Source organism: Streptomyces sp. MB09-01 (genome assembly GCF_033794505.1).
Taxonomy (GTDB): Bacteria; Actinomycetota; Actinomycetes; order Streptomycetales; family Streptomycetaceae; genus Streptomyces.
The window spans coordinates 1-11,711 of record NZ_JARAYQ010000250.1 but is presented as its reverse complement, the minus strand read 5'-3'; the positions used below and the strand labels follow the sequence as shown (position 1 = coordinate 11,711).

Genomic DNA, 11,711 nt, shown 5'->3' with positions numbered 1-11,711 from the left:
CAGTGGGGGCGGGCGGTGGTCGTCAGGGCGCCGGGGGCGCGGCCGCCCCGGCTTCCCCGACGCGGCCGCGACGGTTCAGGGGGCGGGCCAGAAGGGCACCCAGGAAGCCCGCCACCGCACCCCAGAGGAGGGCGAGCCCGACCGTGCGCCACAGGACGGGATCCAGCACGACCACGCCGCCGAGCCCGTCCACCTCCCCGATGCCCAGCAGCGAGAGGCCGAACTGGGCCTGCACGCGCGCGAGCAGACAGACCATCAGCGTCGCCAGGGCCAGGGCCACGCCCAGGTGGAGCGCGTGCTGCCAGGGACGGACGTGGGCGGGAGAGCGTACGGCCGCCAGCACTCCGGTGCCGAGCAGCAGGACGGCGGCCACGGCCACCAGCCACCACGCCCGGGAGTCGCGCTCGGCGAGCGAGGCCACGTCCACCGTGGACAGCTCGGAGCCGCGCAGGACCTGGTCCAGGAGCTGGGGCATCGGCAGCCCGAACGGGCCCTCGACCCGGCCCTCCCAGGCGCCGCCGAAGCCCAGGGTGAAGGCGATCCAGACGAGGTTCGGCAGCCCGAGCAGGATCACGGCGAAGGTCCGGGCGGCATGGCCCTGGGTGGCGGCCACCACCAGGCCGACCACGACACCGAGGACGACGTAGGCCAGGAGCAGCAGCATCGTGGCGAAGGCGGCCGGGCGCAGCGCCGCGTGGTAGCGGACCAGCCCCGCCGGGAGCGGCGCGCGGCGCGAGACCAGCAGGGCGATCAGCAACAGGCCCAGGATCCAGAGCAGTCCGAAGAGGAGCGTGGCGGGCAGGTCGGCCCGGAACCCCACCGTCGGGGCGGAGTCGAGGAGTTCACCGATCACCCCGACCGGGGAGTCGTCGGTGGAGATGCCGAAGGTCTGCCGGGCGAGGAACGCGGCCCCGGTCAGGGCGAGGAGCCACAGGACGACCAAGGGGAGGGCCCGGCCGACGAGTTCCCGGGGCCGTGCCACCGCCCGGTTGTGCAGCGGGTGCAGGAAGCAGGAGCCCGCGGTGAGGGCGCCGGCCAGGCTCACCGACAGGGGGAGCACCGACAGGCTGGCGTCGGCGCCGGCCAGGGAGCCGGCCTCGCCCGACACCTCCAGCGAACCGCCGGCCGCCATCACGACGACCGCGGCGACCACACGGGGGAACGCGCCGCCCGGCAGATCGCCGGCGCCCGCGCACGCGAGCCCTGCGGCGGCGACGGCGGCCATCACGGCGAATCCCGCGACGACGGCGACGAGGGCGTCGCGCCATGCCCTCGCGGAGCCCCCGGACGATGGTGATTTCGGTATCCGGCTCACCCTGCCACCGTGGCATCCTCGGCTTGCGGGCACCACCTGGATGGCGCACACAATGGTCCGCAGGGAACTCCCTCCTACTGGGAAGAAGAGCCCGTGACCACGCAACCCTCCGGCCGGCCGCCCTCGTCAGAGCGCCCCAGCGGGCCGCCTTCCGGCCCGCTCTCGGGCGGGCAGCAAGGGCCGCCGCCGCCCCCGCCTCCGTCCGCACCGCCCGCGTCGGGAAGCCCCGGCGGGCCAGGTGGTCCTGACAAGGGGCCGTGGTGGCGATCCGTGCCACGGCTCGCCACGATGCTCGTCGCGGTGGTGGCGGTCGTGGCCCTGGCCGTCGTCCTCACCCGGCCCAGCGGTACCGACAACGCCGGTGGGGAGGTCTTCCTCCAGCCGGCCGCCGCCTCCGGCCCCGACCCGTTCACCGAGTCGACCGTGACCAACGCGGAGACGCCGCCGGAGAGCCCGACGGCGCCCCCCGCGTCTCCCACGGGCCCCAAGACCCCCAGCGCCCCGGCCAGCGCCACCGGGGGCACCACGACGGGCACCAGGAGCATCAGCGGCTCCGCGCCGGGCGTGTACGGGGGCACCAGGGACACCGCCAGCTGCGACGTGGAGAAGCAGATCAAGTCGCTGTCCGCGGATCCCGCCAAGAACGCCGCCTTCGCCTCGGCCCTCGGCATCCAGCCACAGTCCGTCCCCTCGTACCTCCGCTCGCTCACCTCGGTGCAGCTGCGGATGGACACCCGGGTGACGAACCACGGCTACCAGAACGGCAAGCTCACCAGCTACCAGGCCGTACTGCAGGCCGGGACGGCCGTGCTGGTGGACGACCGCGGAGTGCCGCGGGTGCGCTGCGCGTGCGGGAACCCGCTCGGCCCGCCGGTGGCGCTCAAGGCCAACCCGAAGCGCTTCGGCCAGACGTGGCCCTCGTACCAGCCGCAGAAGGTGGTGGTCATCGCACCGGCGCCGACCGTGGTGCACAAGATCGTGATCTATGACCAGGACAACCGGCGCTGGTACGAGCGCGAGAAGGGCAGCCACCACGGCAGGCCCGACCGGCCGGTGCCGCCGCCGGTGATCCAGACGCCGACGTTCCTGCCGACGAAGCCGGGGAAGCCGACCGGCATCGAAACGAAGCCGGGGAAGTCGACCGGCACCGAGACGAAGCCGGGGAAGTCGACCGGCACCGAGACGAAGCCGGGGAAGCCGACCGAAACCGAGACGAAGCCGGGGAAGCCGACCGAAACCGAGACGAAGCCGGGGAAGCCGACCGAAACCGAGACGAAGCCGGGGAAGCCGACCGAAACGGAGCGGCAGCCGGTGAAGCCCACGGAGACGGTGACGGAGCCGGGGAAGCCCACGGAGACGGAAGACGAGCGTCAGCCGCTGAAGCCCACGGAGACGGTGACGGAGCCGGCGAAGCCCACGGAGACGAAAGACGAGCGTCAGCCGCTGAAGCCCACGGAGACGGTGACGGAACCGAAGACGCTCAGGGAGACGGAAACGCCCACGCCGCCGGCCGAGCCGAAAACGACGGCGACGGCCGAGACGCGCACGACGGCGACGGCCGAGACGGAGACGAAGCCGGACACGCCCACCGAGCAGCCTGAGTCGGTGGCCCCGGTGGAGCCTGAAGGCCCGGTGGAGCCTGAAGGCCCGGTGGAGCCCGAAGCCCCGGTGGAGCCCGAAGCCCCGGAGCCGGAGGACCGCGAAACCTAGCCGGCCGGAGTACCAGCCTCCGGCGGCAGCCCTGAGTGCACCGCATCCCCCACGCCGGGGATGCGGTGCACTCCCAGGTCCGACGCCCTTCCCCCGCCCCGCGGCGAGGCCGGCCGGCGAAGACACGGACGGCGTAACGGCGAGCCGGATCAGGCGCGGCCGCGCCGGGTCGGTGCGTCGCCCGCCGCGCCCACCGCGAGGCCGAGGACGAGCATGACGACGTAGGTGTAGGTCTCGTAGCCGTCGGGGGCGAGGAAACGGACGAAGCCCATGAAGTGGATCCAGCCGAGCCACTCGTGCAGCAGACCGCTCGCGCCGCCGACGACGAGGACGAAGGAGAGCAGCCCCGTGACGGCGGACAGCGGGGACTTCGGGGTGGAGGAGGTCATGCTCCGACGTTAGGAGCCGGGCGCCGGCCGCAGGATCGGTCTTAGGGCGCTCAGTGCTCGTACTTAAGTATCCGATCCGGGGCGGGCGGGTTCCGGCACGCGCCCGCCCGCGTAGATTCCGGGGGTATGCGCCGCATCCACCGAACCCGCCGGGACTGGGCCGTCGACCTGGGGCTCTTCCTCTTCGCCGCCTGCTTCGCGGCAGTCAGCTCGCATTCCGTCCCGGTCGCGGAGGACCTCGGTCCGGGGTGGCGGGCCGCCGACCAGGTGGCCGGCGGCCTGGGGTGCGCCGCGGTCCTGCTGCGGCGGCGCCGGCCGGTCCAGCTCGCCGTGGTCCTGCTCCTGGCCGGCAGTCAGGCGCACTATCTGACCGGCCCGACGATGATCGCGGTGTTCACGGTGGCCGCGACGCGGCCGTGGAAGACCACGGCGTGGGTGGCGGCGCTGGCCTTCGCCCCGCTGCCCGTCTTCCTCTGGCAGCTGCCGGACATGGCCGAGGACCGGGCGGGCTCGGCGGTGACGTACTTCGCCCTGATCGCCGGGGCCATCGGCTGGGGGCTGTTCCGGCGGTCCCGGCAGCAGCTGATCGCCTCCCTGCGCGACCGGGCCGAACTGGCAGAGGCGGACGCGGAGTCACGCGCGGAGCGGGCGCGCATGGAGGCCCGGGAGGAGATCGCCCGCGAGATGCACGACGTGCTCGGTCACCGGCTGACGCTGCTGAGCGTGCACGCGGGCGCCCTGGAGTTCAACTCCGGTGCCCCGCGGGCCGAGATCGAACGGGCCGCCGGAGTGATGCGGGAGAGCGCCCACCTGGCCCTGCACGATCTGCGCGAGGTGATCGGCGTACTGCGGGCGGGATCCGGGTCGGCGCCCGCGGAGGGGGAGCGGCCACAGCCGGAACTGGCGGACCTGGCCCGGCTGGTGGCGGAGGCGCGGGCCGCGGGCGGACGGATCGGCCTGGCCGCGCCGCCGGAGGAGGCCGCGCCGCCGCCCCTGGTGGGGCGTACGGCGTACCGGATCGTCCAGGAGGCGCTGACCAACGTACGCAAGCACGCGCCCGGCGCGGCCGTCGACGTACGGGTGGCCGGGGGCCCGGGGGAGGGGCTGACGGTGGAGGTCCGCAACGCCCGGCCACCCGGGCCGGGTTCGGCCCCTGCCGCGGCGGCCGTCGGGGCAACGGGTGAGGGCGGCGGGCAGGGGCTGATCGGCCTGGCGGAACGCGCCCGGCTGGCGGGCGGGGAACTGACGGCCGTCCCCGCCGACGGCGGGTTCCGGGTGCACGCCTGGCTACCCTGGCAGACCTGATGACCGAAGGGCGAGGGAGACGGGGGAGGAGCCGCGGGTGATCCGCGTACTGCTGGTCGACGACGACGCGATCGTCCGCGCCGGGCTGCGTCTGATGCTGGGCGGAGCCCCCGACGTCGAGCTGGTCGCCGAGGCCGCCGACGGGGCGGAGGTGCCCGGGCTGGTTGCCGCGCACGGCCCCGACCTGGTGCTGATGGACATCCGGATGCCCGGTGTCGACGGGCTGGCCGCGACCGAGGCGCTCCGGGCACGGCCGGGGGCTCCGGAAGTCCTCGTCCTGACCACCTTCCACACCGACGCGCACGTCCTGCGGGCGCTGCGCGCCGGTGCGGCCGGGTTCCTCCTCAAGGACACGCCGCCGCAGGAGATCGTGACGGCCATCCGCACGGTGGCCGCCGGGGACCCGGTGCTCTCCCCGGCCGTCACGCGCCGCCTGATCGACCAGGTGGCGGGCGGCGCCGGCCAGGACGGCCGGGCTGCCGCCGCCCGCGCCCGGCTGGCGCTGCTGGCCGAACGCGAGCGGGAGGTGGCCCTGGCGGTCGGGCGGGGCCTGTCCAACGCGGAGATCGCGCGGGAACTCCACCTGGCGCTGCCCACGGTGAAGACCCACGTGTCACGGATCCTGACCCGGCTGGACCTCAACAACCGGGTCCAGATCGCCCTGTTGGTCCATGACGCGGGCACGCCGGACCCGCCCTGGTGAGGCGTGCCGGGCGTCAGCGCGCCGCGGCGCCCCGCTCCGCTTCCACCTGCCGCAGTGCGGCCTTGAGCGCGGTGTCGAGCGCTTGGTCCGCCGGGACCTGAAGGTCCGGAACGACCCCCACGCCCTCCCAGTTGGTGCCGGTGACCGTATTGATGGTCCGAGCCGCCGGCACGGTCACGAGCACGTGCTCGGCGACCGCGTGGCGGTCCGTGGGATGGGCGCCGCCCCGAGTCGTCGCGCCGACGACGACGGCCCGACCCTGCGCCTGCAGGGTGTACGCCACGTCCTCGCCCCCGGAGAACGTGATCTCGCTCGTCAGCACGTACACCGGCCGGTTCGTGTAGCGCGGCGCGGGCAGGTGGGCCGCCGTCCAGTACTGCCGGGTCGTGTCGGTGGCCCGCTCGTAGATGTCGTTCAGGTGCACCTGGTCGTCGCCGAAGAAGTAGCTGCACCACATCGCGGCCCCTTCCGGCGCCCCGCCGAGGCAGCCGCGCAGGTCCAGCACGAGTGCGGAGCTGCCCGCGACCAGCTGCATGGCCGCGCCGATCACGCTCGCGCCCTCGACGGCGGTGGCGATGCGCCCGACCTCGATGAGCCCGATGTTGCCTTCGAGGTGCTCGACGCGGCGGACGCCCTGGTTGTGCTCCCTCAGCAGCTTGAGGAACGCGGCCCGGCCCCCGTCCGCGTCCACCGGTTCCAGCGACTGCGGCTCCTCGGACCAGAGCAGGCGCAGGTGCTTGTCCGGACACACCTCCTGGAGGTGCGCCGTCACCGTCTCGCAGAGGGCCGGCCCGTCCAGGCCCTCGTACGCGCCCGCCGCGAGATGGCCGCGGATCGCCGCCTCGATGACGACGGCCTTTTCGGGGAAGACGTAACCTGCGGCGATCCGGTCGAGGGCCTGCTCGATGATCTTCTCGTTGGTGGGCATAGCGGGTCATGCTAGACGGCCAACAGACCGTGGACCAGAAGGTTTTCCCGCACCGATGGCAGGCCCGGCGCCCCCTCGGCCCGGAAGGTGCGGGTCCGGCCGGGACGATGCGCGCGCCGGCGCGTTTCAGCGGGCCGGCGCCGGTGGCCGGGGCCGCGCCGCCGGGGGCCGGCCGCCCCACGGGGACACGGGCGGGGGAGAGTGAGACCCTGGCTGCATGGCCCGCAGGGGAAAGAACCCCGAGGTCGACTGGCCCGCGCGGCCCGATACGAGCCTCGCGCTCAACCGCATGGGCACATTCGACTGGGACCTCGACAGTGGGCGGATGCACCTGGATACCACCGCCCTCGAGGTCCTCGACCTGCGCCCGGAGGAGTACGACGGGACCTCCGAGGGACTGAGGCAGCGCCTGACCCCCGCCGAGGCGGCGCGCCTCGACGCCCGGGTGGCGCAGGCGATCAAGGACGGCCGGAGCCACTACGGGGCCTACGTACGCACCCGCCTCCGTGACGGAACGCCGACCTGGACCCACATCCAGGGCCACATCCTGCGGAACCCGGACGGCCGCCCGTACCGCGTCATCGGGATCCTGCGCGACGCCGCCCACGACCCGGGCGAGCCCGGGGCGGCCGGGGAGCAGGCCGAGGGGAGGCGCCGGATGACGGGCGTCGTCGAGCGGACCACCGCCATCCTCGCCCACGCCCGCACCGTCAACGACGTGACCGACGTCCTCAAGGACCCGCAGGCCCTCGGGCACCTCGGCGCCGTCAGCGTGATGCTGGGCATCGTCGACGGCGGCCGCATCCACCTGGTCGCGGAGGGACAGCTCGGCTCGTACGTACCGGAGATCGAGTACACGCGCATCGACGCCAGGTTCCCGATGAGCGAGGCCGTACGGACCATGCAGCCGGTCTTCCTCGTCTCGCGCGAGGAGTTCCAGAGCCGCTACCCGCAGCTGTGGCCGTACATCGAGCCGCTGTCCGTCCGCAGCGGGGTCTACCTGCCGCTGATCGCCCAGGGGCGGCCCATCGGGGCGCTCGGGCTGCTCTACACGCGGGACGGGGACTTCACCGCCGAGGAGCGAAACCTGCTGATGGCGCTCGGCAGCGGCGTCGCGCAGGGCCTGCAGCGCGCCATGCTCTTCGAGCAGGAGCACGACCTGGCCGAAGGGCTGCAGAGGGCCATGCTGCCCCGCCGGATCCCGGAGGTGCCGGGCGCGCGGATCGCCGTACGCTACCGGTCCGCCCGGATGGGGCGGGACATCGGCGGCGACTGGTACGACGTGATCCCGCTCGGCGACGGCCGGGTCGGGGTGATGATCGGCGACGTCGAGGGGCACGACACGGACGCGGCCGCCGTCATGGGGCAGCTGCGCATCGTGATGCGGGCGTACGTCGTCGAGGGGCACACCCCGGCGGCGGCGATGGCGCGGGCCTCCGTCTTCCTGCGCGAACTGGAGACGGAACGGTTCGCCACGTGCACGTACGCCGAGGTGGACCTCACCACCGGGATGCTCCGGATGGTCCGCGCCGGCCACCTCGACCCGGTGGTGCGGCGCGGCGACGGCAGCTGCCACCGGATCCAGGCGGCGGGCGGTCTGCCGCTCGGCCTGCCGCCCCGCGAACAGCCCGGAACCGGCACGGGCTACCCCGTCACCAGCCTCGAGCTGCACCCGGGGGACACCTTGGTGCTGTGCACGGACGGTCTGATCGAACGCCCCGGCGCCGACCACGACACCGGCATGCGGGAGCTCATGGCCGCGGTCCACAGCGGCCCCGTGGACGTGGAGGAGCTCGCCGACGTGCTGTGCGACCTGGTCGGGGACTCCGGCGGGGGCGACGACATGGCCCTCCTCGTCCTGCGCCGCCGCGGCACACCCGGCGCGCGGGGCGGCGGTCCGCTGCGCCAGCGCCTGGAACCGGGGGACGCGGAGGCCCCGGGACAGGCCAGGCACCTGATCCGCGCGGCGGTCGCCGCGTGGGGAGCGCGGGACCGGGCCGACGAGATCGAACTGGCGGCGGACGAGCTGATGACCAACGCCCTGGTCCACACCGACGGCGGCGGCGACGTCAGCATGCGGCTCACGGCGCAGGGCCGGATCCGCATCGAGGTCGAGGACGCCAGCAGCGCCCTGCCGAGACGGCGGGAGGCGGGGGACTGGGCCGTGTCGGGGCGCGGGCTGATGCTGGTGGAGCGGCTCGCGGACGAGTGGGGCGTGGAGCCCCGGGGCGGCGGGAAGTGCGTGTGGTGCGAGTTCGCCCTCGCCGGACCGGAGCCGGGGGACTGAGGCCCGGCCGGCCCGCCGCACCCGCGGCCCGGCCCCGTGCCGAAAAGCGCCCGTGTCCGCGAGGCCGCGGGGTCAGGCCGTGGCGTCAGGCCGTGGCGTACGGGCCCTGCAGGGCCATGGTGTGCTGCATGGCCGTGAGCCTGCGGACGAAGCGGACGGCGAGCACGGCGGCGGTGACCATGAGCAGGTCGGAGCCGATGCCGAAGGCGGCCGTGGCCTGGAGGGCCTCGGGGCTTTCGGCGTGCAGGTAGATCCGGCTGTACGCCCGGTCGGTGATCGACGCGACGACCCAGACCACCCACCAGGCCGTGAGGGGAGCGCGGGAGACCGGGCGGAGGGAGCCGTCCGGCCCGTGCTGGGTGCTGGCCGTCCAGATCTGCCGTGCGGTCCACAGGGGCAGGAACAGGTGCCCGATCGGGATGAACCAGCCGCCGACGGCCCAGCCGCGCTTCTGTGTGAACGCATCGGCCCGGAAGACCTCGCCGTTCACGCGCACGCGGTGGAACCAGACGAGGAAGACGACCGCCGTGGCGAGCATCGACAGGAGCCGGAAGCTCCCGGCCAGGGCGGTGAAGCCGTCCGACAGGCCGACCGTGTGGTCCGCAACCTTGCCCGGGTCCGCGACGAGGTCGTCCATGACCGAGAAGACGAAGGCGTTGGCGCCGGCCGAGAGGAGGTTCACCGCGCCCGCGACGCACAGCAGCACGGTCACGGCGGTCGCGAGGCCCTGCGGGGAGCGCAGCACGTCGACGCGCGGCGGCGGGCCGCTGTACGGCGGCGGAGCGGGCGTCGTCGCCGGCGGAGAGCCGGGCGCGCTGAAGGACATGGCGGAGTACCCCCACGGGAACGTGTCACAAGCGGATGACGCCTGCCGACGGGCGGCGCAGGCTCCGCTGAACATATGTCAGCCCGCAGACGCCCGTCCAAACGATTCCCCGTGGTCAGGGCGTCAGGGCGGCCTGGCGTCAGGGCGTCAGGCCGTCAGGCCGTCCCAGCCGTCCGGCCGTCAGAGGCGGACGAGCGTGACCTCGGTGGCCTTCACACTGGTCCACACTGCGGCGCCGTCGGCGATGCCCAGCTCGGACGCCGCCTCCGGGGTGATCTCCGCGACCAGGTCGGGTGCCCCGCCCGAGGCGATCAGGACCCGCAGCCGGCTGCCGACCGCGGTGATCTCCCGTACCGTGCCCGGCCAGACGTTGCGGGGGCTGCCGCCCGGGCGCTCCCGGTGCACCGAGACCGCCTCCGGGGCGATGATCGCCAGAGCCTGCGCCCCCTCGGGCAGCGTTTCCGCGACGACGAGCCGGCCGCCCTCGGCGAGGGCCAGGCCGTCCGCCGACGCGATGCCCGGCCAGGCGTTGCGCCCCAGCATGCGCGCCACCCACGGAGAGCGCGGGTGCCGGCTCACCTCGGCGGGCGGCGCGTCCTGCAGGGTGCGGCCGTCGGCCAGTACGAGGACCCGGTCGGCCAGCGACACCGCCTCGACGGGATCGTGCGTGACGATCAGGCAGACCCCGCCGAAGCCGGCGAGGTGCGTGCGCAGGGTGTGCCGGACGCGGGCCCGCGTGGTCTGGTCGAGGGCCGCCAGCGGCTCGTCGAGCAGCAGCAGCCGCGGGCGGGCGGCCAGCGCGCGGGCCAGGGCCACCCGCTGGGCCTGGCCGCCCGACAGCTGGGCCGGCTTGCGCTGGGCGAGGTGCCCGACGCCGAGCCGGTCCAGCCAGTCCTGCGCCTCGCGGCGGGCATCGGCGCGCGGCACCCCGCGGGCGCGCAGTCCGTACGCGGTGTTCGCCAGGGCGCTCAGGTGAGGGAACAGCGCGCCGTCCTGCGGGACCCAGGCCACCTGCCGCTTGTGCGGGGGCAGTGCGGTGACGTCGGCGTCGCCGAGCCGGAGGTCGGCGTGGGCCCGGGGGGTCAGGCCGAGCAGGGCCCGCAGCAGGGTGGTCTTGCCGGCGCCGTTCTCGCCGACGACGGCGATGGTGGTGCCGGGCTCGGCGGCGAGGGTGAGCTGGTTGAAGCCGGTGACGGTGGCGTGCAGCGGCCAGCGGCCGGCCCCGTGCGGCGCGGACTCCGGCGGTGCGGCGGTCTCGGTGCCGGGGTCCGGCGCTGCGGCGGGCGTCTCGTCCGACACCGGCGGCGCGGCCGCGGCCTCGCGGGCGGTGACCGGGGTGCCCGTCCACCGGCCGCGCAGCGCGATCAGCACGGCCATGGCGATCGCCAGAAGGAGCAGGGACACGGAGGTGGCGGCCTCGGGCTGGTCCTGGAGCAGCAGGTACACCTGCAGCGGCAGGGTCTGGGTGGTGCCGGGCAGGTTCCCCGCGAAGGTGATGGTCGCGCCGAACTCTCCCAGCGCGCGGGCCCAGGTGAGCGCGGCTCCGGCGATCAGGCCGGGGGCCACCATGGGCAGGGTCACCGTGAAGAACACGCGGACCGGTGAGGCGCCGAGCGAGGCGGCCGTCTCCTCAAAGCTCTGCTTGAGACCGCCGAGGGCGCCCTCAAGGCTGATGACCAGGAACGGCATGGCGACGAAGGTGGCCGCCACGACCGCCCCCGAGGTGTGGAACGGCAAGGTGATCCCGAAGATGTCCTCCAGCCAGGGCCCGAGCAGCCCGCGCCGGCCGAAGCCGAGGAGCAGGGCGACACCGCCGACGGTCGGCGGCAGCACCATGGGGAGCAGCACGAGCGAGCGGACCAGCGCCTTGCCCTGGAAGGGGACGCGGGCCAGCAGCCAGGCGAGGGGAACGCCGAGGAGCAGCGAGAGGCCGAGAGCCCACAGGGACACCAGGAGCGAGAGCTGCAGCGCCTCGACGACGCCGGGGCTGCCGAGATGGGTGCCGAGCTCGCCCCACTGGGTGCGGACGAGGATGCCGATGAGCGGCATCAGCAGGAACGCGACGGCGAGCAGTGCGGGGAGTGCCAGGGCCAGCGGGGGCCGGGTGCTGTCTCTTAAACACATCCCCGACCCCACGACACAGGCAACAACCCCGTAGCCCATCTTCTCCTGAAAAAAAAAACAAAACAACACAACAACACGCACCCACACCACACCAGCACCCAAAAAACAGACAACAGCCCATCCC

At 74.2% G+C, this 11,711-nt stretch carries 8 protein-coding genes and 1 pseudogene; 4 read left to right on the top strand and 5 right to left on the bottom strand.

Annotated elements, in window-relative coordinates:
• Positions 1-22: 22 nt before the first annotated feature.
• Positions 23-1,315, bottom strand: a complete 1,293-nt coding sequence (locus PV721_RS34965) for a streptophobe family protein (protein WP_319731524.1) — start codon at positions 1,313-1,315, stop codon at positions 23-25.
• Positions 1,316-1,408: 93 nt separating this feature from the next.
• Here PV721_RS34965 and PV721_RS44130 point away from each other — a divergent pair.
• Positions 1,409-2,668, top strand: a pseudogene (locus tag PV721_RS44130) (DUF6777 domain-containing protein); the annotation flags it as partial.
• Positions 2,669-3,174: 506 nt separating this feature from the next.
• Here the strand turns inward: PV721_RS44130 and PV721_RS34955 are convergent.
• Positions 3,175-3,414: a hypothetical protein gene (locus tag PV721_RS34955; protein WP_319731521.1), complete on the bottom strand. Its 240-nt coding sequence runs from the start codon at positions 3,412-3,414 to the stop codon at positions 3,175-3,177.
• A gap of 126 nt (positions 3,415-3,540) precedes the next feature.
• Between PV721_RS34955 and PV721_RS34950 the strand changes: the two genes are divergently transcribed.
• Complete coding sequence (locus PV721_RS34950; protein WP_319731519.1) at positions 3,541-4,719, top strand: sensor histidine kinase; 1,179 nt, start codon at positions 3,541-3,543, stop codon at positions 4,717-4,719.
• 37 nt (positions 4,720-4,756) lie between these two features.
• A complete protein-coding gene (locus tag PV721_RS34945; RefSeq protein WP_319731517.1) occupies positions 4,757-5,422 on the top strand; it encodes a response regulator transcription factor in 666 nt (221 codons plus the stop codon).
• 13 nt (positions 5,423-5,435) lie between these two features.
• Here PV721_RS34945 and PV721_RS34940 read toward each other — a convergent pair whose 3' ends face one another.
• Complete coding sequence (locus PV721_RS34940) at positions 5,436-6,350, bottom strand: S41 family peptidase (protein WP_319731515.1); 915 nt, start codon at positions 6,348-6,350, stop codon at positions 5,436-5,438.
• A gap of 217 nt (positions 6,351-6,567) precedes the next feature.
• Between PV721_RS34940 and PV721_RS34935 the strand changes: the two genes are divergently transcribed.
• A complete protein-coding gene (locus PV721_RS34935; RefSeq protein WP_319731513.1) occupies positions 6,568-8,637 on the top strand; it encodes a SpoIIE family protein phosphatase in 2,070 nt (689 codons plus the stop codon).
• An 85-nt stretch (positions 8,638-8,722) separates the two neighbouring features.
• Here the strand turns inward: PV721_RS34935 and PV721_RS34930 are convergent, their stop codons facing one another.
• Positions 8,723-9,463 (bottom strand): DUF4328 domain-containing protein, encoded by a 741-nt coding sequence (locus tag PV721_RS34930; RefSeq protein WP_319731511.1) that lies wholly within the window; start codon positions 9,461-9,463, stop codon positions 8,723-8,725.
• Positions 9,464-9,643: 180 nt separating this feature from the next.
• Positions 9,644-11,587 carry an ABC transporter permease gene (locus PV721_RS34925; RefSeq protein ID WP_319731526.1) on the bottom strand — a complete coding sequence of 648 codons (1,944 nt, stop codon included), beginning with the start codon at positions 11,585-11,587 and terminating at the stop codon, positions 9,644-9,646.
• Positions 11,588-11,711 lie beyond the last annotated feature (124 nt).